At 53.9% G+C, this 24,465-nt stretch carries 19 protein-coding genes; 11 read left to right on the top strand and 8 right to left on the bottom strand.

The genetic code is table 11. From position 1 onward, the window contains the following. Positions 1 to 19: 19 nt before the first annotated feature. The 6 genes from KO088_RS02135 to KO088_RS02160 form a co-directional block, all read right to left on the bottom strand. Positions 20 to 649, bottom strand: a complete 630-nt coding sequence (locus tag KO088_RS02135) for a Type 1 glutamine amidotransferase-like domain-containing protein (protein WP_285814628.1) — start codon at positions 647 to 649, stop codon at positions 20 to 22. An 80-nt stretch (positions 650 to 729) separates the two neighbouring features. Further along, positions 730 to 2,052: a V-type ATP synthase subunit B gene (locus KO088_RS02140; RefSeq protein WP_188807448.1), complete on the bottom strand. Its 1,323-nt coding sequence runs from the start codon at positions 2,050 to 2,052 to the stop codon at positions 730 to 732. A gap of 7 nt (positions 2,053 to 2,059) precedes the next feature. Beyond that, complete coding sequence (locus KO088_RS02145) at positions 2,060 to 3,817, bottom strand: V-type ATP synthase subunit A (protein ID WP_215493215.1); 1,758 nt, start codon at positions 3,815 to 3,817, stop codon at positions 2,060 to 2,062. Between the two features lie 83 nt (positions 3,818 to 3,900). Beyond that, entirely contained in the window at positions 3,901 to 4,881 is a 981-nt protein-coding gene (locus tag KO088_RS02150) for a DUF2764 family protein (RefSeq protein ID WP_215493216.1), read from the bottom strand. A 28-nt stretch (positions 4,882 to 4,909) separates the two neighbouring features. After that, positions 4,910 to 5,500 carry a hypothetical protein gene (locus tag KO088_RS02155; RefSeq protein WP_215493217.1) on the bottom strand — a complete coding sequence of 197 codons (591 nt, stop codon included), beginning with the start codon at positions 5,498 to 5,500 and terminating at the stop codon, positions 4,910 to 4,912. Between the two features lie 309 nt (positions 5,501 to 5,809). Beyond that, on the bottom strand, positions 5,810 to 7,966 hold the full coding sequence (locus KO088_RS02160; RefSeq protein ID WP_215493218.1) for a S46 family peptidase: 2,157 nt from the start codon (positions 7,964 to 7,966) through the stop codon (positions 5,810 to 5,812). Positions 7,967 to 8,870: 904 nt separating this feature from the next. Here KO088_RS02160 and KO088_RS02165 point away from each other — a divergent pair. From KO088_RS02165 to tilS, 11 genes are all read left to right on the top strand, one after another. Next, positions 8,871 to 10,928, top strand: a complete 2,058-nt coding sequence (locus KO088_RS02165) for a M13 family metallopeptidase (protein WP_215493219.1) — start codon at positions 8,871 to 8,873, stop codon at positions 10,926 to 10,928. A 135-nt stretch (positions 10,929 to 11,063) separates the two neighbouring features. Then, complete coding sequence (locus KO088_RS02170; protein WP_188807453.1) at positions 11,064 to 11,645, top strand: chromate transporter; 582 nt, start codon at positions 11,064 to 11,066, stop codon at positions 11,643 to 11,645. Further along, entirely contained in the window at positions 11,642 to 12,229 is a 588-nt protein-coding gene (locus tag KO088_RS02175; protein ID WP_215493220.1) for a chromate transporter, read from the top strand. Before KO088_RS02170 ends, KO088_RS02175 begins: the two co-directional genes overlap by 4 nt. Positions 12,230 to 12,247: 18 nt before the next feature. Further along, positions 12,248 to 13,090 carry a glutamate racemase gene (gene murI / locus KO088_RS02180; RefSeq protein WP_060935866.1) on the top strand — a complete coding sequence of 281 codons (843 nt, stop codon included), beginning with the start codon at positions 12,248 to 12,250 and terminating at the stop codon, positions 13,088 to 13,090. Continuing rightward, the gene (locus KO088_RS02185) at positions 13,091 to 14,284 is read left to right on the top strand and encodes an exo-beta-N-acetylmuramidase NamZ family protein (protein WP_215493221.1); all 1,194 of its coding nucleotides are present in this window, start codon (positions 13,091 to 13,093) and stop codon (positions 14,282 to 14,284) included. 379 nt (positions 14,285 to 14,663) lie between these two features. Beyond that, entirely contained in the window at positions 14,664 to 15,659 is a 996-nt protein-coding gene (locus KO088_RS02190; protein WP_215493222.1) for a D-alanine--D-alanine ligase, read from the top strand. Positions 15,660 to 15,683: 24 nt separating this feature from the next. Beyond that, positions 15,684 to 16,865 carry a 1-acyl-sn-glycerol-3-phosphate acyltransferase gene (locus KO088_RS02195; protein ID WP_215493224.1) on the top strand — a complete coding sequence of 394 codons (1,182 nt, stop codon included), beginning with the start codon at positions 15,684 to 15,686 and terminating at the stop codon, positions 16,863 to 16,865. 1 nt (position 16,866) lies between these two features. Further along, positions 16,867 to 18,426, top strand: coding sequence for a PepSY-associated TM helix domain-containing protein (locus tag KO088_RS02200; protein WP_215493226.1), 1,560 nt, complete (start codon positions 16,867 to 16,869; stop codon positions 18,424 to 18,426). Further along, entirely contained in the window at positions 18,426 to 19,532 is a 1,107-nt protein-coding gene (locus KO088_RS02205; RefSeq protein WP_215493228.1) for a Nif3-like dinuclear metal center hexameric protein, read from the top strand. Before KO088_RS02200 ends, KO088_RS02205 begins: the two co-directional genes overlap by 1 nt. Next, a complete protein-coding gene (locus KO088_RS02210) occupies positions 19,532 to 20,395 on the top strand; it encodes a zinc ribbon domain-containing protein (protein WP_229770771.1) in 864 nt (287 codons plus the stop codon). Before KO088_RS02205 ends, KO088_RS02210 begins: the two co-directional genes overlap by 1 nt. 8 nt (positions 20,396 to 20,403) lie before the next feature. After that, entirely contained in the window at positions 20,404 to 21,765 is a 1,362-nt protein-coding gene (tilS, locus tag KO088_RS02215; RefSeq protein WP_215493230.1) for a tRNA lysidine(34) synthetase TilS, read from the top strand. A 78-nt stretch (positions 21,766 to 21,843) separates the two neighbouring features. Here tilS and KO088_RS02220 read toward each other — a convergent pair whose 3' ends face one another. Both KO088_RS02220 and KO088_RS02225 read right to left on the bottom strand, forming a co-directional pair. Continuing rightward, positions 21,844 to 22,602 carry a WGR domain-containing protein gene (locus KO088_RS02220; RefSeq protein ID WP_251419728.1) on the bottom strand — a complete coding sequence of 253 codons (759 nt, stop codon included), beginning with the start codon at positions 22,600 to 22,602 and terminating at the stop codon, positions 21,844 to 21,846. A 279-nt stretch (positions 22,603 to 22,881) separates the two neighbouring features. After that, the gene (locus tag KO088_RS02225; protein WP_215493231.1) at positions 22,882 to 24,186 is read right to left on the bottom strand and encodes an acetyl-CoA hydrolase/transferase family protein; all 1,305 of its coding nucleotides are present in this window, start codon (positions 24,184 to 24,186) and stop codon (positions 22,882 to 22,884) included. Between the last annotated feature and the right edge of the window lie 279 nt (positions 24,187 to 24,465).

Consider the following 24,465-nt stretch of genomic DNA (forward strand, 5'->3'; position numbering starts at 1 on the left):
GACGTTTAATGTCTAACTATTATTCCTTAGTTATGATGGAGAGCTCTCGGCCCCGGACAATTATCGCCTGATGGTTCGTGATCGGCACGAGAGAGAGCCGGCCTCCATACGTAGCGAGTACAGTCTCTCCTATTTCGACGAAGGGGAAGCACTGGTAGTGAGGCAAAGGATACTTCTCAATCAAGCCTAGTGCAGCAAAGGAGGTCAGCTCGGGAGCAGCCTGAGTCTCATTCATTAACTGAACATACTCAATGCTTGGAGCAAGAATCATCGCCCCAGCCGACTCCCCTATATAGGGCTTCCCTGTCTCGATCTCCCGCTGGATAAGCTTATCCGCCCCCTTGCGCTTCAGCTCCTGAAGGAGGAAAAAGGTATTTCCTCCTGAAATGTAGATAAGATCCCCACGATAGAGTGAGGCCTCAATCTCCTCGGCTGAAGCCTCTGCGACATCCAAAGGTTCGACTCTCAGCCCCAACGTCTCCAAAGCCTCTCGCCCCAGCCCAACATACTCAGTATAGGACTCCGGGATGCTAGCTGTGGGGATGAAGGTGACGACCTTCTCTCGCAGCTCCATAGGGCAAGCATGCTCTAGTAGAGGAGCTACATCGGCGAAAGAGGAGCAGAGGAACATAAAAATATTTGAGTTCATTCTCTGTCTTATTTGACTCTACCAGCTAGACCTATAGGGAGTGATGGCTCCCCATGGGCAAACATATTATCGCGAGCTTCTTAGGCTTTAGGCCAGTAAGTATCGATGAGTGACTGCTTGATATTGACTTCTGCAGGGCGGAAGTACTTACCGAAGAGTCCCCATGCAGTGTCGAGCATTCCTTCGATATCAACGTTGACGTCGATGGCAAGGAGCTCACGCGAATAGTCCGCAGCGAAGCGAAGTGTACGCTCGTCGTAGTCCGTTAGGTCGAAACCATTCTCCATCTTCGTCTGAGCACCTGCGGCATCGGAAAAAAGACGGACAGCGGCATTCATCACCTGTGGGTGATCCTCACGTGTCTTCTTCCCGATGACAAGCTGCTTGAGTCGAGAGAGCGAGCGGAAGGGGTCAATGATGACCTTACCCACATTGGAGTCACGACGCAGGTAGAGCTGACCTTCGGTAATGTACCCCGTATTGTCAGGTACAGCATGTGTGATATCACCACCAGAGAGCGTCGTCACAGCAATGATTGTGATCGAACCTCCATCGGGGAACTGCACAGCCTTCTCATAAATCTTAGCAAGGTCTGAGTACAGCGAACCTGGCATTGAGTCCTTAGAGGGGATCTGGTCCATACGGTTGGAGACGATAGCCAAGGCGTCGGCATAGTTTGTCATGTCCGTCAGAAGTACCAGGACCTTCTCCTTCTTTTCAACCGAGAAGTACTCAGCAGCCGTCAGCGCCATATCTGGGATGAGGAGGCGCTCAACGGAGGGGTCTTCAGTCGTATTGATAAAGCTGATAATACGGTCCAAAGCACCTGCATTGCTGAAGGTATTCTTGAAGAAGAGGTAGTCGTCATTCGTCATACCCATCCCCCCGAGAATAATCTTATCGCTCTTAGCTCGGAGTGCCACCATCGCCATGACCTCATTAAAGGGCTGGTCAGGGTCAGCAAAGAAGGGGATCTTCTGACCGGTGACGAGAGTATTATTGAGGTCAATCCCTGCAATACCCGTAGCGATCAGCTCAGAGGGTTGCTCACGACGCACGGGGTTCACTGATGGACCACCAATTTCCACCTCACGCCCCGTGACTGCGGGACCACCATCAATAGGCTCACCATAGGCATTGAAGAAGCGTCCGATGAGCTGATCTCCGACCTGGAGCGAAGGGGCCTTCCCGAGGAAGATCACTTCAGCATTGGTAGGGATCCCTTCTGTACCACCGAAGACCTGCAGTGTCACCTCATCTCCCATGATACGGACGACCTGTGCCAGACGGCCACCAATGGTAGCCAGCTCTTCATTACCTACTCCCGTAGCACGAAGCATACAGGTAGCCTTGGTGATGTTTTCTATCTTGGTATAAATTTTTTGAAATGCTTTTGCTGCCATAGCGCTGTTAGTTTTTAGCACGTTGGGATACCAGTTCATCGGCCTTAGCCTGCTGCTTGCGGAATTCGTCACTATCGAACTCAGCATAGTTCATCTGTCGGAAGGCATTGATCAGCTCCTTGAAGAAGTCACCAACCTCAACGAAGCCCTCGAATGAGAATTCAGTATGGCAGACCTGCATGACACGACGCACCATGAATTCCTGACGCTCAAGTGAGCAGTTGCAGTCAATGCTATCAAAAGCATCCTGCTGGCAGATGATGAAGTCAATGAGTTCTGACTTCCAGAAAGTCACGTGATAATCAAGAGGCACACCATCGTCCCCAAGAATATTGATCTGCTCTGAGATCTCCTTACCGCGGATGAGCCACTGTTTGAGTTCGCTCACTTGATCAATCCATCCAGCCCCTACTCGCTCAGCGACATAGTCTGCGAACTCAGGGTATTCGAGATACTTTGAATAGCTATCAATAGGGTTGATCGCGGGATAACGCTTGCGGTCTGCACGTTCCTGCTCTAGTGCATAGAAGCAGCGTGCTACCTTCTTAGTGTTTTCCGTCACAGGCTCCTTGAGGTTACCCCCAGCAGGAGAAACTGTACCGATGAAGGTTACGGACCCCGTCTGACCGTTCTTCAGATGAACGAAGCCGGCACGTGCATAGAAGTTTGCGACGATTGCCGAAAGGTCCATTGGGAAGGCGTCAGGACCAGGAAGTTCTTCGAGACGGTTGGACATTTCACGAAGAGCCTGTGCCCAGCGGGAAGTTGAGTCAGCCATCAGAAGAACCTTAAGCCCCATGCTACGATAATACTCTGCGATAGTCATCGCCGTGTATACCGAAGCTTCACGGGCTGCCACAGGCATGTTAGAGGTATTAGCGATGATGATCGTACGCTCCATCAAAGGACGCCCTGTGTTGGGGTCAAGAAGCTCAGGGAACTCCTTGAAGACTTCTACAACCTCGTTAGCACGTTCACCACAAGCTGCGATGATCACGATGTCAGCTTCAGCCTGCTTACTGATGGCATGCTGTAGGACGGTCTTACCCGTACCGAAAGGACCAGGGATAAAGCCCGTACCACCTTCGACGATGGGGTTCATCGTATCGATCATACGAACTCCTGTTTCGAGTAGCTTATGAGGACGTGGCTTGTCCGCGTAGCAGGTGATAGGACGCTTGACGGGCCACTTCTGCTTCATCGTGATGGGGTGCTCTACACCAGACTCATCGACGAGGACTGCGATATTGTCATCGACAGTATACTTACCCGCAGGTTGCAGACTCTTAAGCGTGTAGATACCCTCAAAGGTAAAGGGTACCATAACCTTGATTGACTGGAAGTTCTCTTCGACTTCACCAAGCCAAGCTCCTGCAGTGACGCGGTCGCCAATCGTAGCTAACGGCTTGAAGTCCCAGAGCTTCTCCTCATCCAAGGCGTAAGTATAGGAGCCTCGCTTGAGGAATACTCCATCCATCTTATCGAGGTCATTCTGCAGACCATCATAGTTCTTTGAGAGCATCCCTGGGCCGAGTGTAACCTCAAGCATGTGCCCCTCGAAGGTGACGGGGTCTCCGATGCGCATGCCACGGGTCGACTCGAAGACCTGAGCATAAGCGTTCTTGCCATTGACACGGATGACTTCGCTCATCAGTGGCACACCACCGACGGTGATGTAGCATATTTCGTTCTGGGCGACAGGACCGTCAGCCTCGATGGTCACGAGGTTCGAGACGATACCTTTTACACTACCTTTTGTTGCCATGTATCCCTTATTATTTTGCATGCGTCCCCTCACTGGTGAGGCAAGGCGCTTCATGTGATTATTCTGTTATCTGAGTATGTAGCTTAGCGTCTCTGAGCCTTCTTAAAGTCCTGGAGTACCTGGGCACTTTCACCCTTAAGCGAATGGACGATATTACGGAAAGTTGCTTCTCCCTTCGTCTCATTGAGATTAGCCCATCGCTCGAGGATCCCAAGGCGCAGATAGTAGCAGAGTACATTGTCAATATCAAAGACTCGGACAAAAGTCCACTCATCCATCCACTGCCACTTCAGTAGGTCGATCAAGCGTTCTCGGCGTGCGATATCTCGCTCTTCTGCGATCTGAAGGACCTTAGGCAGGTAGGGAAGCTTCTCCCCAAGATCAAAGTCCTTAGCCTTCGACTGCAAGAGCTGTGTTTCCACCTCACCCTTCCCGACAAGATAGCGCTGAGGATCCCAGCCTAATCGGCGACAAGTGAAGACAGCTAAGATATTGCGGATATTCTTATTCAAGGCAAACCATTCTGTGAGGAAGGCGCTACTTGAATCAGCGACCGAATCATAATAGTAGCTGGCGATCAAGTCTTCCAATGCTAAGCGATCACTACCGATCTCATCGAAGAGGCGTGGTGCTACAGCTTCAGAGCTATCTTGTTCATCGCTCTTCACCTCACGGTGATAGAGATCATAGACGAAGCGAGAGATATAGTCTGGAACCACCTTGGGGCGTGGATTACGCTTACCTTGGTTAGCCGCCGCAGACACAGACTGTAGAGCTTGCAGGCGAATTATCTCTGGGCTCAATGCCTCCGCGGCCTTCCCTGAGTAGTCCACCTCATAGCTTTGCTCAGGCTCTTGCTCTGGTGGAGTAAGCTCTCCTGCGACGATCCAATTAAGAAGCTCTTTATTCAGTGCTTCTTGACGCAGGACTTCCAGCAACTGGAGATCTTGCTTCGTGAGGATAGGGAGGAGTTCTTCGTAGAAGCTTGCAGTAGTGAACGGAGGCTTGGGGCTATCTACCGTGATATTGGGTAGTCCAGCGATTAGTGCATAATACTTAGCCATGAATGCTCTCCTTAATTTATAGAGTAGGTTAGAAGAGCATCTGGTTCATCTCGGGGCGGAGGAAGCTCTTGAAAAGCTCAATAAATTCAGCCTCGCCAAACTGTACCTTGAAGCTACCATCCTTGGGGGCGATGGAGAAGTCTGTGGGCTTACCTGCGACAGAGCGAATCGAAACGCCCGACTCAAGCAGGGACTTAGCGTGGGAGGTGAAGTAGGAGCGGAGGCCTTCTGCATCAGCGGTGGAGATCTCTACGCCACGAGTGAGATCAAAGCTTTCTGCGATCTTAAGGATGAAGCTTCGGATGAAGGCGGGGTCAGATGACAGTGCCTGTACGCTACTCTTAGCGACCTCGCCTTGGATCTGATCGGAGATACTACTCTTGAGGGAATCAACGAGCTGTGCCGTATAGAGGCGAAGCTCTGACTCTGTGTTTTTCTTTAGCTCGCTGGCTCGGCGCTCAGCAGACTTGATGATTTCTTCGGCGCGGGCTGTGGCATCTGCCTCTATCTTTCCAGCGCGTGTCTCAGCCTCAGCGATAAGGCGATCTGCTTCGGCTTGGCCTTGCTTGACGCCTTCGTTGTAGATCTTCTCGGTCAGTTCTTGAATCTTAGCATCCATATCTGATTGTGTTTACTTTGTCTACTGGTGCTATGGGTGAAGGGCTCTTCACTCGTGCATAGCAAAGTTAAGGAATTTATTTAGATAACAAAGGCCTTTTAAAGCCCGTGCAAAACAAAGATCAAGCGCCCTAAATATGCGGGATCTCAACTCCATTTCTATACCTCTCTAATTACCACATTTTAGCCAATTAACCAGACATATTGCAAGGCTGGGAGATTAAAATGAGTTAAGTTCGCTAACACAGCAAAGAGGCGCCCCTACCAAGTGGTAAGAGGCGCCTCTTTTATAGTTGTAGTACCCGTGGGGCTACTTGATCGTCATCTCATCGATCAGGCGAGAGCACTTGCCCCACTTATCGATGGTGAAGAGAACGTAGCGAATGTCGACTACGATCGTACGCTGGAGGTTGGGCTCGAACTCGATATCACCGCTCATAGCTTCCCAGTTCCCGTCGAAGGCGAGACCGAATACACGACCATTCTTATCGAAGACAGGGCTACCGGAGTTACCGCCTGTGATGTCGTTCGTCGAGATAAAGGCTACGTGGAGCTTACCATCCTTCTTGTCTGCCCAACGGCCCCAATCACCCTTCTTAATCAGCTCAAGGAAGGAGGGGAAGACGTTGAACTCCGTAGACTCGGGGTTATTCTTCTCGAGGATACCACGGCTGGTGGTGAAGTAGTCATACTCTACAGCGTCAGCGGGACTATAGCCTTTGATCGTACCATAGCTCATACGCATCGTAGAGTTAGCGTCACTAGGCATAGGCTTGGAGGGGTTCTGCTCACGACGGCCAGCGAAGTAAAGACGGTTGCCACGATCAATAGGTTCGTAGAGAGGCTTCAGCTCGTTAGAGAAGGCCGTATAGATCTCCCACACCTTATTCGAAAGCAGGACAGCGGGATCCTTGCTTAGGATTTCGGCAGCATTGGGCTGCTGAAGGGTCGCAAGAAGCTTATCCTTGTAGGGGACGACGCTATTAGCGAAGAGCGCATCAGCATAAGCCTTTGTATCGCCACCATACTCCTTATTAATAAGGTCAAAGATCGGAGCTACGCGATTAGCATCGACGCGCTGACGGACGATGTCAAGCATAGCAGGCAGGACCTTCTGGTCAAGTGCAGGCACATAGTCCTTGTAGAGATCATTGATCATCTGAGCGAGCTGCTCCTTAGGCTGAGAAGCGAGCTTCTTGACCTTAGCGGGATCGCCCAGACCACGTGCAGCGGAGACGATCTCTGTACCACCGATGAGGGCTTCGCGCAGGTACATAGACTGGCGCTCGATGTTACCAAGCTTCTTGTATGCACCTTCCATTTCGGAAAGAATACCCTTGTAAGCCTGAGCCTTCTTGCCCGAAGCAGCTACCCACTCTTCGAAGGAGGCTTCTTCAGCGCGCTTCTGATCGAGGACGCCGAGCTTGACGAGCGCCTTATTCATCCCGATAGAGTTCTTCCAATAGTTGGAGCTACGGGCGTACTTAGAGGCGTACTTGATGCGGGTAGCCTGATCAGCATTCATCGCTGCACGCCAGATATCCTGCTTGATGCCACGGACCTCGATACGAGGATCGTTCTGATCCTTCATGCGGTTCTCTACAGCGAAAGAAGGGATGTAGCGCGAGGTCGAGCCAGGGAAGCCGATAGTCATCGCGTAGTCATTCTTCTCGTAGCCTTCGGTAGATACGGTAGCGTGGTACTTGGGCTTGTAGGGGACATTGTCCTTGCTGTAGTTGGCTGGAGCATTGTCCTTGTTAGCATAGACACGGAAGACAGAGAAGTCGCCCGTGTGGCGGGGCCACATCCAGTTGTCCGTATCGCCACCGAACTTACCTACAGATCCCGGAGGAGCGAAGACGAGACGTACGTCGCTGAAGACATCGTAGGTAATGAGATAGTACTTGTTGTTGGCATAGTAGGGACGTACCTGTACACGCTTGTGCTCGCTCTTGAGGCGCTTGCTCTCAGCAGCCTCAAGGCTCTGACAGATCTTCTGGATCTGCGAGAGGCGCTCGATTTCATTCTTGGGCTTCTTGAGCTGAGCAAGGATCTCCTTCGTGACGTCACGGATAGAGGAGAGGTAGCTCACGGTGAGCCCTTCGATGGGGAGCTCTTCAGAGAAGCTCTGCGAGACAAAGCCGTCACGGAGATAGTCGTGGTCGACGGCGCTCTGCGACTGGATAGCGTCGAAGCCGCAGTGATGGTTGGTGAAGATGAGACCTTGGCTGGAGACAGTGACCCCGGTACAGCCACGACCGAAGATTACAACGGAGTTGGCCACGCTGGGCTTGTCCAGGTTGTAAAGGGAGTCAATGGGGAGACGGAAGCCCAGTTCCTTCATCTGAGCGACGTTCTCTCGCGTGAGCTCATTGAGCAGCCACATCCCCTTATCAGCCTTTGCTTGGTAGCCGATAGAGAGGGCGGCGGTCGCCAGCACGAGCCCCTTCTTTAGAAATTGATTCATAGACTTACGATCTGTAATATCTGTAGGACTTTAATACTGCACGCTACAGGTGTGCGGTGTAAAGATACGAATTATAATGGGCGACCCTATATAGAAAGGCGCTCTCACTCTATGATGTACGACCTTCACAAGGTCTAAGGGAAGTCTCTCCTTCCACCATAGGCAGAGCACCAAGCGACCCACACGAGGGACGGAAGCGAAGGAGCTCCTTCTCCTCATCTATTCCTCTAAAATAAAGCAGCTAAGCTCTGTGGCTGAAGGAGGCAAATTCGGCACCTGTCCAAGACGTATACGTTTCGTGCCTGAAACGTATACGTTTTGACTGCGAAACGTATACGTTCTGCTCCGAGAGCCCATACCTTAGACCTCCCTACCCTTGCCCCAAGCCCCTCCTTTGAGATGCCGCGCAATGGTCTCATATAGCTTTCTCTCGATTCCTATATAGCTTTGTGAAGTGACCTCTATTTAGGTAATTGCTCCACGTAAGAATAAAAGTTGTGGACGAGTGGCAGATAAGTTTGGGCTACGTACGTAGATTTAATGTCTACGTACGTGGATATTTAGATTGACGTGCCTGGTCTTTAAGACTACGTGCATAGATAGAAGAAAAACACTACGTGAAGGCGCTTTTTTCTTCATAAGAAGGACACTTTTCCCTCCGCTGAATAAGAGGAATACTCACGACAAGGCGAAGTGTTTGTGCATCTCTTTGGGGAGGCATATCGGGGGAGCTGGGCGTGTGATGCCTTAGCAGAATAAATAGAGAACAGGACTCTGCATACGAATACAGCAGCAATCCCCGTATAACACGTAGTGAAAAGGTGTACCTTTGCAGAGGCACACAGCGGTGCTGCCCCTTCCCCACGGGGCTTCTCTCGCACGACCACTACAATTAATATCCATTATGCAGATCAAAAAGCAACTCATCACGCTTGGTCTCAGCGCGCTCTTGGCACAGGGAGTTCTTCCCGCCAGCCTCAGTGCTCAGCAGACCAAGACCGAGAAGGTCCCAGGCATCAGCCTCTCCGATATGGACCGAAAGGTACGCCCTCAGGACGACTTCTACCGCTACAGCAACGGAGGCTGGATACGCAAGAATCCCCTCAAGCCTGCCTACAGCCGCTTCGGCACCTTCGACATCCTTCAGGATACAGCTACTTCGCAGATCCGCCACATCGTAGAAGAGCTGATCGCTAAGCCTCAGACTAAGGGCACGAACGACTATCGTGTCGCCGTCCTCTACAAGCAGTCTCTGGATAGCGCTGAGCGCAATCGCCAGGGCTACAAGCCCCTTATCCCCGAGCTCCAAGCCCTTCAGGGAATCCAAACCAAGGACGACCTCCTCAAGCACATCGCTCAGCAGGACCAGGTCTATGGTCAGGGCTGTCTCTTCGGCACGGGCGTCGCAGCTGACGAGAAGAATAGTACCATGAACATCTTCCTCTTCACGCAGACGTCTCTCGGCCTCGGTTCGCGCGACTACTACGTCGAGTCTACCCCCGAAGTCAAGCAGATCCTCGCCGGCTACGAAGCCTACCTCGTCCGCATCCTCAAGCTCTCGGGCTACTCTGACGCCGAAGCCAGCCGCATCGCTAAGGCTACCATTCGTATCGAGACGGAGCTGGCCCAGTTCTCTTACTCCAACACGGAGCTGCGCGACTCACAGAAGAACTACAACATCGTGACGATCGCTGACTTCGCACGAGACAATAAGGGCTTCGACTGGAGCGGCTACCTTCGTCTGCGTGGCCTTGACGTCGCCACGGCGAACTTCATGCAGCTGAACTTCTTCAAGGCCTTTGACAAGTGGTACTCCTCAGCTAAGGTCGAGGACCTACGTGACTTCCTCACGGGACGTACCATCAGCGGTGCTGCCAACTCGCTGAGTGATGACTTCGTCCAAGCTCACTTCGACTTCTTTGGCAAGCAGCTCAGTGGCCGCAAGGAGATGCACCCACGCTGGAGACGCAGCATAGGTGTCGTACAGAGCGTCCTCGGTGAAGCTCTCGGTGAAGTATACGTCAAGCGCTACTTCTCTCCCGAAGCCAAGGAGCGAATGATCGAGCTTGTGCACAACCTACAGAAGGCACTCGGTCAGCGCGTCGAAGCCCTCAGCTGGATGAGCCCAGAGACGAAGAAGCGTGCACAGGAGAAGCTGAGCAGCTTCGTCATCAAGATCGGTTACCCCGACAAGTGGATGGACTACAGCGCCCTCGACATCGATGAGAGCAAGACGTACTACCAGAACCTCGAGGCTGCTACACGCTTCATGCAGGCAGACAACCTCAAGGATCTCGGCAAGCCCGTTGACCGTACGAAGTGGCTCATGAGCCCTCAGGAGGTCAATGCCTACTACATGCCCACGACCAACGAGATCTGCTTCCCCGCAGGTATCCTGCAGCCTCCCTTCTTCAATATGGATGCAGATGACGCAGTGAACTATGGTGCGATCGGTGTCGTCATCGGCCACGAGATGACGCACGGCTTCGACGACGAAGGATCCAACTTCGATAAGGATGGGAACATGAACAACTGGTGGACACCCGAAGACCGTAAGAAGTTCGAAGCCACCACGCAGCGCCTCGCTAAGCAGTTCTCTGCTGTTACCGTCGCTCCAGGTCTCAAGGCCAATGGGGAGCTGACGCTCGGGGAGAACATCGCTGACCAGGGCGGTCTCACCATCGCTTACCTCGCTCTGCAGATGGCCAACGAAGGCAAGCAGGTCGCTAAGATCGACGGCTTCACTCCCGCTCAGCGCTTCTACATCGCCTATGCTCGCCTTTGGGGGCAGAACATCACGGAGGCCGAAATCCGTCGCCTCACGAAGCTTGACCCTCACAGCCTCGGTCTGCTTCGCGTGAACCAGGCTCTGAAGAATATTGATCCTTTCTACAAGGCATTCAATATCCGCCCAACGGACAAGATGTACATCGCACCTAAGGATCGTGTCGTCGTCTGGTAGCAGGGCTTAGGGGAGCTCGCTTCCCCACTCTACTATATAATAATGTAGTGCCCTCGCACGAGAGTGAATCTCTCCTGCGAGGGCACTTGTCTTAACATCCTCTTCCGTCATAAGGTCGTATCTTTGTGCCGAAAAATGAGTACAACAAACAGACTGACCCGCCAAGAGCTATCGCAGCTCTTCAGCATCTTCTTCAAGATAGGCATCACGACTATCGGTGGAGGGTATGCTATGATCCCGATGATGGAGCACGAGATCGTCAAGCGTACGGGATGGCTCACGCAGGAAGAGTTCCTCGACATACTGGCAGTAGCACAGGCTACCCCAGGGATCTTTGCAGTCGATATGGCTGGACATATCGGGCATAAGCTCGGTGGGCTACGTGGCGCCATCATCGCATCGGTAGCTAACGTCCTCCCCTCGTTCGTCATCATCCTCATCCTTGCGACAGTCTTCCAGCAGTTCAAGGAGCTTCCACTCGTGCAATATGCCTTCCGTGCGATACGACCCGTAGTGGTAGCACTCATTGCGGCTCCCGTCTTCTCGATGGCACGCTCCGCATCACTCTCCCGCTATACGATATGGATCCCTCTCGTAGCGGCCATCCTCATCTATTTCTTCGACGTCTCTCCAGTCTACATCATCCTCATCGCGGGGATCGCAGGGTGGATCTATGGTTACCTGCAGAGACGACGCTCTAACACAGATGCCCAATGATCTTCTTCCAGCTCTTCCTCATCTTCTCTAAGATCGGTATCGTCGGCTTCGGGGGAGGGTATGCTATGCTCTCCCTCATCCAGGACGACGTCGTCATAAAAGAGGGTTGGCTAAGCGCAGCTGAGTTCACCGACATCGTCGCCGTGAGCCAGATGACGCCTGGGCCTCTGGGCATCAACATGGCTACCTACGTAGGCTACACCTCGGTACTCAACGCGGGGTATCCACCCGCCATGGCTTTCTTAGGCTCGCTCCTCGCGACCTTCTCGATCCTTTGGCTACCCTTCATCCTAATGATGGTCGTCAGCCGCTTCCTTCTGAAGCATAAGGATAGTCCCCTGCTGAAGAGCGTCTTCGGTGCACTCCGTCCTACAGTCGTTGGGCTCGTCGCAGCAGCGGCTATGGTGCTGATGACAGCAGAGAACTTCGGTACGCCCGACACATCGCTCACACAGTTCATCGTCAGTCTCGCGCTCTTTGCTATAGCCTTCATCGCCGTCTTCCGCTTCCGTGTCAGTCCCTTGCTCATCTTGGCATTGGCTGGATGCTTCGGCGTGGTCTTCTATAGCTTCGTCCCAGCTTAACACCCGATACCTCTCTATATGTCTCATCCTACGACGCCCGCCCCTATCGGAGTCTTTGACTCGGGCTACGGCGGGCTCACCATACTCTCTGAGATCTGCCGACAGCTCCCTCAGTACGACTATATCTACCTCGGGGACAATGCACGATCGCCCTACGGCACACGCTCCTTCGATGTCATCAATGACTTCACACTCCAGGCCGTGAAGTATCTCTTCGACGCTGGCTGTCCGCTGGTCATCTTAGCTTGCAACACGGCTTCGGCCAAGGCACTTCGTGAGATCCAGCAGCACTACCTGCCCTACTCCGAAGATCCTACCCGTCGTGTCCTCGGTGTCATCCGCCCCACCGTAGAGGCGATCTCTCGCTTCACAAAGAGTCGTCATATCGGTGTCGTCGCCACACCAGGTACCGTCTCCTCACACTCCTATGCGACCGAGATCGGGAAGCTCTTCCCCGAAGTCACCGTAGAGGAGCAAGCTTGCCCCATGTGGGTGCCCCTGGTCGAGTACGGAGAGAGCAATGCGCCTGGTGCAGACTACTTCGTCGAGAAGTACACGGCCGAGCTCATGCAGCGCGACCCGAAGATCGATACCATCATCTTAGGCTGCACGCACTACCCGCTCCTTCGTCCGAAGATCAGAGAAGCCCTCCCCGAGTCCGTCGAGCTCATCTCTCAGGGTGAACTCGTAGCCTCTTCGCTGGCAGACTACCTCCTCCGACATCCCGAGATGGAGCATCGTCTGAGCCAAGGTGGAGAGATATCCTACCGCACGACCGAGTGCCCCGAGAAGTTCGAAGAATTAGCCTCCATCTTCACGGGAACGGAGGTCCGTGCCACCCGCGTCAAGATCACTGGATAGATGATGACCAAGAAGACCTTTGCTCTCCTCCTCGTAGGCGCCCTCTCTTGGGCTGCCTCTGCTCGTGCACAAAAGCTCCCCACACCTATCACCGTGGGTGCTGAGCGCATGGAGCTCCTCCTCCCCACCCTCCAGGGCAAGCGCGTCGCGCTGATGGTCAATCAGAGTTCGCTCGTCGGCAGTACGGGTACGCATCTTGTAGATACCCTCCTCTCCCAAGGAATCAATATTGTACGCCTCTTCGTCCCCGAGCATGGTCTTCGTGGCAAGGTCGATGCAGGGAAGAATGTACGTAGCGGTGTGGACGAGAAGACGGGACTTCCCGTAGTGAGCCTCTACGGACAGCGCAAGCGCCCGACCCCCGAGATGCTCGCCGATATTGACCTCCTCGTCTTCGACCTGCAGGATGTCGGTACGCGCTTCTATACCTATATCTCCTCGATGCACTACCTGATGGAGGCTTGTGCCGAAGAGGGGAAGACCTTCGTCGTCTGTGATCGCCCCAACCCCAATGACTTCATTGATGGCCCGATACTGGAGCCCGACTGTCGCTCCTTCATTGGCGTAGATCCACTGCCTGTAGCCCATGGGATGACCGTCGGAGAGCTGGCTCTGATGATCGATGGGGAGCGCTGGCTAAGAGGAGGAAATACCTGCCACGTGAAGGTCATCCCTATGGCTGGCTGGTCTCATGGTGATCCTTACGAACTGCCCGTGCGCCCGAGTCCGAACCTCCCCAATAGTCGCTCCATCGAGCTCTACCCCTCACTCTGCTTCTTCGAGGCAACTATCATGAGTGTGGGGCGTGGCACATCGAAGCCCTTCCAAGCTATCGGCTACCCCGACAAGCGCTTCGGGAGCATCGTTTATACCCCTCAGATCAAGCTCGGCGAGGACAGCAACCCTCGGCATAAGGGCAAGCTCTGCTATGGCACTGACTATACTTCGGTCAGCCTACCCAAGCGACAGATCGCACTCGGCCCGCTCCTGGACTACTATCGCAAGGCAGATAGTCTGGGGCTTCAGTTGATCAATCAGCGCCAACTCTTCGACCTCTTAGCTGGGACAAAGAAGCTCCGACAGCAGCTAAGCTCTGGCCTTAGCGAAGAGGAAATACGTGCTTCATGGCAAGCAGGCCTCAAGGATTTCCAAGCCAAGCGCGCTCGCTACCTTCTCTACACCGATTACCGCTAAGGCATTTTCGCCCTGAATAAATAGCCCCGACATACATGCTGTGTGTTGGGGCTTTCTTATGAAGTACAACGCCATCTACGAGCGATTTAGAGCAAGACGTATACCCTCCACGAGTGAAACGTATACGTTTCGAGCTTAAAACGTATACGTCTTGGGCATAAAACGTATACGTTTTGCCCAGACAAGGTATACGTATCACTCATCCCTATAGCCTCACGCATGCTTAAAGCCATACTGCTTCCCCGTAGAAACCCAGAGCATCATTATGAAGAGAAGAGCTACGTCACCATGCCACGGGGTGGGTTTTCAGCTGTGAAAGCTGTATTTTTGTCTTAGCATAATTATTCATTCATATACGACCAAGTTACCCATACACCCTATGGAACGATATAATATCGCCGTTATCGCTGGTGGATTCTCTGGCGAATACGCCGTATCTCTGCGCAGTGCTGCAGGCCTTCTCTCGTGGATTGATCGCAGCCGATTTACCCCCTACCTCATCGTCATTGAGCGCGATGGATGGTATGTACGCCCCGATGGAGAAGAGACGAAGGAATCTATCCTAGTTGATAAGTGCGACTTCAGCTTCACCCTCCGAGGTGAGCATATCAAGCTCGACTATGCCCTGATCACCGTGCACGGCACGCCCGGAGAAAATGGTCTCTTGCAGGGTTACCTTGACCTCGTCGGCGTCCCCTACAATACGGGTGGTACACTCACCGAAGCACTGACCTTCAACAAATACTACTGCAACCGCTACCTCTCCACCTATCCGAACCTGCGAGTAGCAGACTCCGTACGCCTGCTACGCAATGGCGCTCGCCCCTCCTCAGAGGAGCTTATCGAGCGCCTCGGTCTTCCTCTCTTTGCGAAGCCTAATGCAGGAGGCTCCAGTGTAGCAACCTCTAAGGTTGAGAGCCTGGAGGCACTGGACAAGGCCGTTACCCTCGCCTTTGACGAATGCGATGAGGTCCTCCTCGAGCGCTTCATTGCGGGCACAGAGGTGACCTGCGGGTGCTATCGTATTGGCGACACCATCACGGCTCTCCCCGTGACAGAGGTCGTGCCCAAGAATAGCTTCTTCGACTTCGAGGCGAAGTACAACGGCGCTGTCGAGGAGATTACCCCCGCACGCATTAGCCCCGAGCTCACAGCGCTGATACAAGAGCTCACCCGTGAGATCTATCAGCACGTCGATGCCCGCGGTATCATCCGTGTCGACTACATCATCGAAGCCGATGGTCGCCCAACCCTCCTCGAGGTCAATACCACTCCAGGTATGACCCCCACGAGCTTCATCCCCCAGCAGGTCAAGGCTGCAGGACTGACGATGCAGGACCTGCTGACCGACCTTATCCAGGATCATCTCTCCTAACCCTCACCAAGCACACCATCCACTATGGATCTCAAGAAATACGAAAGCATCCGTCCGCTGGCACCCGAAGAGGTACAGACGGCTATCCAGCACCTGACGAGTCTCGAGCCCCTTCGTGCCGTCTACGAGAGCCTACAGCTCGAGCAGTCGTGGGATGAATTGGTCGAAGTGCTCAGCGCCTGCCGTAGCGTCGAAGACTTCAAGCGTGCTGCGAGCTATCACTGGGTCAAGCATATCATGCGCAAGTGCTGTAGCTCTGTCGAGCTCACGGGTACCGACCACATCACGAAGGATGGCGCCTACACCTATATCTCCAATCACCGAGATATCATCCTCGACTCAGCTTTCCTCAATGTACTCGTAGCGGACATCGATGCGAAGTTCCCCGAGATCGCTATCGGTGACAACCTTATGCTCTACCCCTGGATCGAGACCTTGGTTAAGCTCAATGGGAGCTTCCTCGTGCGACGCAACCTCCAAGGGCGCGAAGTCCTACTGGCTGCTCGCCTACTCTCCGAGTACATGCACGATGCCATCGCCGAAGGGAAGAGCCTTTGGATCGCACAGCGTGAAGGTCGCTCAAAGGACTCCACCGACAAGACACAGCCCGCACTGCTGAAGATGCTTGCCCTCGGGGCAAAGAGCCGCCAGCCTCTTGAAGCCCTTGCACCACTGAACATTGTCCCCGTGACCTGCAGCTATGAGTATGACCCTTGCGACTACCTCAAGGCGCAGGAGATGCAGCTCAAGCGCGACGTCGAGGGCTTCAAGAAGAGCCCAGCTGACGATGGTATCAATATGCGTACAGGGATCTTCGGCTGGAAGGGTGAGGTCTCCTTCCACATCGGCCGTCCTCTCAATGAACTGATTGCCTCACGAGGCGAGACGGCAGAGCATTACAGCACTCCCGAAGCCATCGCTCTGCTCATTGACTCAGAGATCCACAGCCACTACAAGCTCTACTCCATCAACTACATCGCCCTCGACACCCTCGAGGGAGGCAAGCGAGGCATCTGCGACTACAGTGCTGAGGACGAAGCCAAGGCCCTCAAGTACATCGAGAGCCGCATCGATCTGGTCAAGCTCCCCGATGAACTTGCACTCGACCGCACCTATCTCCGCCACTGCCTGCTCACCATGTACGCTAACCCCGTACGAAGCATGCTTCAGGCACGACAGGGTAGCATAGCGAACTCAGGAGCATAGGATGAAGGCAAAGAAGATACACAAGTATCTGGGGATCCCACTCTGCTTTCTACTCTTCTTGGCAGCCCTCTCTGGGATCATCCTCAACCACCGAGACCTACTACAGAGCATAGACATTCCCCGTGCAGTCCTCCCCAGCGACTATAAGTTCGAGAAGTGGAATAATGGGGCTGTACGAGGTGTACTCCGCGCCGACAGCTTAGCCTATATCTATGGGGGCGCAGGCGTGTGGGTGACCGACAGTAGCCTACGGCGTGAGGCACGACCACTGCATACGGGCTTTGTCCGTGGCGGTGACGAAGCTAAGATTATGTCTATGGCGCGAGATACAATGGGCGGGATATGGGTCGCCTCGCAGTATCGCCTCTATCGCCTGGCTCCTCAGCGTGACCGATGGATCGAGCAACCCTTACCGAGCTCTGTACGTGGGCGCTTGGCTGATCTACAGATCACGGGCGACTCCGTACTGCTCCTGAGCCGCTCCCTACTCTACCGCCGTTCGCTTAGTGATCCCAGCTGGACGACCTACGAGCTGAAGAAGCCCGATGGATATACGGGGAAGATCCTACTCTTCCAGATCCTGTGGATGCTCCACAGTGGAGAGTACTTCGGCCTCACGGGACGAATCATCGTTGACATCATCGGGCTCTTCGTCATACTCCTCTCCATCACGGGGATCTTCTACACTATCTTCAGCCACCGCCTGATGGCGAAGAAGAATAAGCACGGGACGAAGGAGGCCACCGAGAAGAAGAGACAACTCTCACGCAAGCTCTCCATCCACTTCAAGTGGCATAAGGTCATCGGCCTTCACCTCTACTATATCCTCCTCTTCGTCTTCATCACGGGATGGGTACTCCGTCCTCCGCTGATGATTCCCTTCATCCTCACGAAGGCGCGTCCGAATACCTTTAGTACACTCTATAGCGCGAACCCTTGGTTCGACCGTCTGCGTGGTATTCGTGAGGATCACCAAAATGGCGGGTGGCTACTCTCGACGAGCGAGGGATTCTTCAAGCTCCGTGACTTCTCGGCTAAGCCGGAGAAGTGGGAGCTCCAGCCCGAGGTCAGCCCGATGGGAGTCAATGGCTTTGCTCAGCGTCCTGATGGGAGCTGGCTCATCGGCTCCTTTACTGGGCTCTTTGAGGTCTACCCTGGGGAGAAGGATCCTATACGCAACTACTTCACGGGTGAGGTCATCCGTGAGGTAAAGATGGGGCCTCCTATAAGTGACTACCTGGTCTCTGGACTTCTCGCAGGAGACACACCCAGCGAGGACTACGTTTTCCTCCACTACCGAGGTGCCGTACGTAGAGCCTCTGATCACAAGACGGGAGCACAAGAGCTCCCCTTCGTCCACCAGCCTGAGGCGCTCAATGAGATGCCTTATTCCCTGTGGCAGGCAGCTCTCGAGCTCCATGCTGGACGCCTCTATCGTCCTTTCCTCGGCAAGTGGGGGACGGATCTATTCATCTTCTTCCTCGGCCTCGCCTCTGTCATCGTCCTCATCACAGGGCAGAGGAACCGACGCAAGAAAAAGAAACAAGCTAAGTACGACTGATGATACCTATATATAAGGTATGGGAAGCCCTCACAGAGAAGCTCCCTACTGCACTACAAGAGAGCTACGACAACTGTGGCTTGCAGGTCGGCGACCCTTCGCAGATAGCTACGGGCGTACTCTGCTGTGTTGACATCACCGAGGCAGTCCTCCAAGAAGCTATCGCTAAGGGGTGCAACATAATCATCGCCCACCACCCCCTCCTCTTCAAGGGGCTAAAGCAGATCGGCACCTCCAGCTATATCGAGCGCTGCGTACGCCTGGCGATACGTCACGATCTCACGATCTATGCAGCTCACACCAATGCCGACAATGCGGATGGCGGGCTGAACTACCTCTTAGCCGAGGAGCTGGGACTAGAGTCCGTCACAGCCTTAGCCCCCATGTCCGACACGCTCATGGAGCTAGTGACCTTCGTCCCAGCGAAGGAGCTGAACCTAGTAGCCGAAGCACTTTGGGTCGCAGGTGCAGGCTCAATCGGGGCATACGACAGCTGTAGCTATCGTTGCTCCGGGCAGGGGACATTCCGTGCTCTTGACGGAGCTCATCCCTTCATAGGCGAGATCGGACAGCTCCATGTAGAGCCAGAGGAGCGGCTGAGCCTCACCTTCCCCGCCTACCTGCAACGTCAGGTGGAGAAAGCCTTGCTAACCAGCCATCCCTACGAGACACCCGCCTACAGCGTTACCCGACTGCAGAACGTCCATCCACGTATCGGTGCGGGCGTCATCGGGGAGCTCCCCGAAGCAGAGTCCGTAGAGAGCTTCCTACGCAGAGTAGCTGACTACTTCAAGACCGATCAGCTTCGTTACAGCGTGACTGAGAAGACCGCCATCAAGCGTGTCGCCATCTGTGGCGGAGCTGGTGCCTTTCTCTGGAAGCAGGCCAAGCGAACAGGTGCCGATATCCTCATTACAGGCGAAGCCAAGTACAACGATTACTTCGACTGTGAAGGAGCTCCCATCCTCTGTACGGTGGGGCACTACGAGAGCGAATGCATTGCGGCACAGCTCTTCGCACAGATCATCTCAGATAAAATGCCTAACTTTGCGGTCTATCAAAGCGAGTTAGACTCCAATCCTATAAAAGCGTTACAGCATCCATAATGGCGAAAGAAACAACGACAAAGAAGACGACCACCAAGAAGTCAACCAAGGCTAAGGAAGTAGCTACCCCAGAGGTGGCCACGACAGTAGCAAGCCCTGAAGCTAACGTTAGCTCTGCCGACCGGACGGTAGCAGACAAGCTCATCGCCCTGAGTCGCCTACAGGAGACCTTCACCAAGATCGACCATATCAAGACCCTCCGTGGTGAACTTCCCCTCGAAGTACAGGACCTCGAAGACGAGATCGAAGGTATGGAGACGCGCCTCAAGCACCTCGAAGAGGACAACAAGCGCCAGGTGCAGGCTGTAGCTACCGAGAAGGCTAAGATCCAGAAGGCTGAAGAGCGCATCGAGGAATATAAGGAGCAGCTCAACAACGTCAAGAACAACCGCGAGTACGACAACCTCTCCAAGGAAATCGAATTCCAAGGCCTCGAGATCGAGCTCTCTCAGAAGCGCATCGCCGAAGGGACGACCGAGATCCAGCACCGCAAGGAGCGTATCGCTACTCTCAAGGAAACTATCGGTGAGCGCCGTGTAGACCTGGAGGCTAAGCAGGAGGAGCTGGCACGTATCAAGGGTGAAACAAAGCAGGAAGAAGAATCTCTCCGTGCTGAAGCTATCCGCCTGGAGGAAGGTATCGAGGAGCGTCTTCTCCACGCCTTCACTCGTATCCGTGAAGGAGCCCGCAATGGTCTTGCTGTCGTACCCATCGATCGTGATGCTTGCGGTGGTTGCTTCAACAAGATCCCACCCCAGCGTCAGGTAGATCTGAAGCTTCATAAGAAGATCATCGTCTGCGAATACTGCGGTCGTATCCTCGTCGATCCCGAACTCGTAGAGGAAGCTCACCAGCACAACTAAGAAGGGAGATGCGCTCTCTTCTCGAAGCTCAGGTCGCCACGACCATCCAAGAGCATCGACTCATAGATAGCGCCACCCAGCGTATATACATAGCCATCAGCGGAGGGGCCGACTCGGTCGCTCTGCTGATGGCTATGCTTGCTTTAGGCTATGGCGAAAGACTCGAAGCGCTCCACTGCAACTTCACACTACGTGGCGAAGAGAGCGACTGCGATGAAGCCTTCGTGCGGGAGCTATGCACGAAGCTCAACGTTCCCTTGCAAATCAAGCACTTCGATACTCGAAACTATGCCGAGAATAAGGGCATATCTATCGAGATGGCAGCACGTGAGCTACGCTACCAGTGGTTTCGCTCCTTTACTGAAGGTAGTGAAGACAGAAAGGTCGTAGCCGTTGCCCACAATGCAGATGACCAAGTAGAGACCCTACTACTCAACCTCTCTATGGGTACAGGCATCCGTGGGCTCAGTGGTATGCCGTTCATCAAGCAGGCAGAAGGTATCATCCGCCCACTGCAAGGGACTCCCCGTGCACTCATACTTGACTATCTGAGCGCTCTTGGGCAAAGCTATCGTGAGGATAGCTCAAATAGCGATACCCGCTATAAGCGCAATCTGATTCGCCATCAGCTCATCCCCCTCTTTGAGGAGCTTAATCCTTCCTTTCGAGCGACGACCTACCGCACGATAGAGCACCTGCGCTCGACGGAGGCCCTCTATATGGAGGTGATCGAGCGCTACCGATCTGAGCTACTATCCCCCAACGGCTTGGAGTATAAGCCCCTTGCCACTCATCCCGAGCGAACGACCATCCTCTTCGAGCTCTTACGCCCCTATGGCTTCCAGCGCCCTGTCGTTGAGGAACTCAGTAAGCATCTTGCAGAGGGGACGGCTGGAGCAAAGTTCTACTCCCCCACCCACCTACTCATTCATGGTGTACAGCTGCTGGAGTTACTCCCACGTGAGGAGGGAGCAGCAGTATCCCTATCCATTGACATCAGCCAAGACGGGCAGTGCGCACTTCCCTTCGGAGGAGAACTACACTGGGAGCTCCTTTCCCTTAGTGCTCTAAAGGGTGTCTACCGCACACCTCGAGAGGTCGCAGTCTTTGACTACGATAGGTTAGAGTCCCAAAGGCTTACCATCCGTTCACGGCGTGAGGGCGACACCCTCCGCCCCTTCGGTATGTCGGGGAAGAAGCTCCTCAGACGCATACTCATTGACGGGAAGTTCTCTCACCGCTCGCGCCGTGAAGCCCTTTTGTTATGTCGAGAGGAAGCCCCCATCTGGCTCATCGGTCATGTGGCTGACCGCACCTTCGCACTCTCAGATACGACGCAGACTGTACTACGCTTCACCTACCACAAGTAGCAGCCAGACAAACGAAGTCGCCCGCTTGGCATGAGTACCAAGCGGGCGACTTCTTTATTTGTGAACGATTATGAGCTACTAATTGAGACCGACCTCACGAGCATAGATCTCCAGATCATCACGCTCCTGCAGAAGGAGTTCGACAGAGCAGCGGACAGGTGCTCCGAGACTCTTGAGCTTGGCGAGGCGATCAAGAGAGCGCAGTGCTAAAGAATAAAGTGTCTTAGAGAGGCTCCCCGTGATCTTCACCTGCGCAAGGGCCAAAGCTACGATGACACGATCCGTTCGGCGGAGCTGCTCCAGCAATGGGCGCCCCTCCAGAGTGAGGTTGCGCTGGGCTTCCAGCTCCTCATAGGTCTCTCCCTTAGGCGGGCAGAAGGGTAGATGATAGAGCTTGGATATCAATGAAGCTGGGTAATGAGTAAGGTCTGCCTTGGGTCGACGGCGCAGGAGGTCACTGAGCTCCCATAGGGCATCACTCCCCTCATCATTACCGAAGGGTGCTGCATCTTGGATACTGGAGTAATAGACCTCCGAGCCAAAGTACTTGCGGAAGGTCGGGTGGCTGGTCAGGGGATGCAGCCCCATCTCATCGTCGTCATAGTAGAAGGACTGCATCGGATCAAAGCCAGGGAAGTCCTGGAAGCCTGCCTTTAGCTTTGCGTCGACCAACTGCTGGGCACGCTCTTCGCACTCCGCTGCGTCGGCAAACGACTTGACCTCATAGCGCCCTGATGTAGATACCTTACCCCAGTTCGTCATAAGGTCTCCCCCCAGCGTCTCTATACGCCAGTAGCGGTCGGCCTGATGATCTGACAAACGCATTACTCTATTCATACTCATGCGATCAATTGATTGGTAGGAGCGCGCTGTATTGTGAGGTTACGATGGTAAGGCTTCCGGCGACGATGCTCCCTAATGTGGTAGACAAATGTAGTCATTTATAATATGAAAACCTATTTTACCACAAATTTGATCTCTTCCCTTTAAAAACATGAGTAGCTACACCCTACCCTTCCTAAAGCGAGCGAGAGCAAGGAGGCCCTTCGTAGGGCTATTCCTTGCTCTCTGCTGTATTTGTCCGGAGGTGTTTTTTCAGCCTGCTTTATCAAGCTGCTACTCGCCGAAACGCTCGCGGATGACCTCCATGAGTCCAGGGCGGAAGTCAGGGTGAGCGATACTTGTCAAGGCCAAGGCACGCTCACGAAGCGTCAGACCACGGAGACGGACCACACCGTATTCGGTAGCGATGTAGTCGACCTCATTGCGCCCTGAGGTCACTGTGGCTCCCGATGGCAAGACTGGGACAATGCGCGAGCAAGTGCCGTCCTTTGCCGTAGAGGTGAAGGCTAAGATGGAGCGACCGCCACGCGAGCGCTTTGCCCCACGCAGGTAGTCTACCTGCCCACCCGTGCCACTATATTGGTTGAGTCCAATAGCTTCGGATGCCACCTGCCCATAGAGGTCTATCTCCAGACAGGAGTTGATAGAGACCATGTTGTCATTCTGCCCGACCATATAGGGGTCATTCGTATGATCGACGGGGTACATCTCGATCATATCATTCTTATTGACGAAGTCATAAAGTGCCTTCGTACCCATAATGATGGAACTGACGACCTTACGTGGATGCAGGGTCTTCTTCTCACCCGTCACATTGCCAGAGTTAATCATGTGCATGACGCCATCGGTGAACATCTCCGTGTGCAAGCCCAGATCTTTTCGCTCTCGTAGGCTCTGAAGCACGGCATCGGGGATCGCCCCGATACCGATCTGGAGCGTATCTCCATCGTGGATGAGTTCGGCACACAGCTCACCGATGCGCTGCTCGACAGGCCCGATAGGAGCAAGAGGGAGCTCCACCAAGGGGCGGTCAACGGGGACGATATAGTCCAGCTTCGTCACATGGATGAGGTTGTCCCCTCCGATGAAGGGCATCTGCTTATTGATCTCTGCGATGACGATCCGCGCAGCCTCTGCGGCGGGCTTGGTATAGTCACACGACACCCCGAAGGAGCAGTAGCCCTCTTCATTGGGCTCGCTCACCGAGATCAGTGCGACATCGACAGGATAGATACCATTCCTAAAGAAATCTGGGAGTTCATGGAAGTGACAAGGGAGATAGTCGACACGCTTATCCAGGTAAGCGGGGCGGCTATTCTTGTCAAGGAAGTTAAGGACGGGATGTACATGCCCCACCATCTCTGGGCGGAGGTGCCAAGGCTCGGCAAAGTACAGCATGTGGAAGACTTTTACGTCCGTGAGGCGCTCGCGATCATCGTAGAGGGCTTTGGAGAGACTGCTGGGGGCTGCCACAGCATGGCCAAAGACCAAGAAGTCCCCGCTCTTTACTGCCGATCGCACGGCGTCAAGGGCGGTCGTAGTATGGCGAGCAATGTGCTCTTGCCAGGTAGTGCTCATTGATTTAGCTCTTATATGAAAAAGGGCTCCTGTGTAGTATTAGGAGGGCCATCTTCCCAAGAGACGTAGGCTAACGACCCCAGCACCCTGGGGTACAAAGCTGCGACTCCGATGAAGAAGCCTATCAAAGGTAAGTATTCTACTTTTCCCCAACAATACCCCCCTTCCACTCCTCACCAAAGCTGGCACACGCCCGCATACCTTAGTTGAAGTCGAGCGTGCTTCATCCGTCACATTTTGACGATAAGTTGAATAGATCTAACTTTATCGCAGAAATAA

The organism is Porphyromonas bobii (assembly GCF_943169685.1).
GTDB classification, from domain to species: domain Bacteria; phylum Bacteroidota; class Bacteroidia; order Bacteroidales; family Porphyromonadaceae; genus Porphyromonas; species Porphyromonas pasteri.

Coding starts and splice junctions, on each gene's coding strand:
- KO088_RS02135 (WP_285814628.1), bottom strand. CDS start 649: ATGAACTCAAATATTTTTATGTTCCTCTGCTCCTCTTTCGCCGATGTA.
- KO088_RS02140 (WP_188807448.1), bottom strand. CDS start 2,052: ATGGCAGCAAAAGCATTTCAAAAAATTTATACCAAGATAGAAAACATC.
- KO088_RS02145 (WP_215493215.1), bottom strand. CDS start 3,817: ATGGCAACAAAAGGTAGTGTAAAAGGTATCGTCTCGAACCTCGTGACC.
- KO088_RS02150 (WP_215493216.1), bottom strand. CDS start 4,881: ATGGCTAAGTATTATGCACTAATCGCTGGACTACCCAATATCACGGTA.
- KO088_RS02155 (WP_215493217.1), bottom strand. CDS start 5,500: ATGGATGCTAAGATTCAAGAACTGACCGAGAAGATCTACAACGAAGGC.
- KO088_RS02160 (WP_215493218.1), bottom strand. CDS start 7,966: ATGAATCAATTTCTAAAGAAGGGGCTCGTGCTGGCGACCGCCGCCCTC.
- KO088_RS02165 (WP_215493219.1), top strand. CDS start 8,871: ATGCAGATCAAAAAGCAACTCATCACGCTTGGTCTCAGCGCGCTCTTG.
- KO088_RS02170 (WP_188807453.1), top strand. CDS start 11,064: ATGAGTACAACAAACAGACTGACCCGCCAAGAGCTATCGCAGCTCTTC.
- KO088_RS02175 (WP_215493220.1), top strand. CDS start 11,642: ATGATCTTCTTCCAGCTCTTCCTCATCTTCTCTAAGATCGGTATCGTC.
- murI (WP_060935866.1), top strand. CDS start 12,248: ATGTCTCATCCTACGACGCCCGCCCCTATCGGAGTCTTTGACTCGGGC.
- KO088_RS02185 (WP_215493221.1), top strand. CDS start 13,091: ATGATGACCAAGAAGACCTTTGCTCTCCTCCTCGTAGGCGCCCTCTCT.
- KO088_RS02190 (WP_215493222.1), top strand. CDS start 14,664: ATGGAACGATATAATATCGCCGTTATCGCTGGTGGATTCTCTGGCGAA.
- KO088_RS02195 (WP_215493224.1), top strand. CDS start 15,684: ATGGATCTCAAGAAATACGAAAGCATCCGTCCGCTGGCACCCGAAGAG.
- KO088_RS02200 (WP_215493226.1), top strand. CDS start 16,867: ATGAAGGCAAAGAAGATACACAAGTATCTGGGGATCCCACTCTGCTTT.
- KO088_RS02205 (WP_215493228.1), top strand. CDS start 18,426: ATGATACCTATATATAAGGTATGGGAAGCCCTCACAGAGAAGCTCCCT.
- KO088_RS02210 (WP_229770771.1), top strand. CDS start 19,532: ATGGCGAAAGAAACAACGACAAAGAAGACGACCACCAAGAAGTCAACC.
- tilS (WP_215493230.1), top strand. CDS start 20,404: ATGCGCTCTCTTCTCGAAGCTCAGGTCGCCACGACCATCCAAGAGCAT.
- KO088_RS02220 (WP_251419728.1), bottom strand. CDS start 22,602: ATGAATAGAGTAATGCGTTTGTCAGATCATCAGGCCGACCGCTACTGG.
- KO088_RS02225 (WP_215493231.1), bottom strand. CDS start 24,186: ATGAGCACTACCTGGCAAGAGCACATTGCTCGCCATACTACGACCGCC.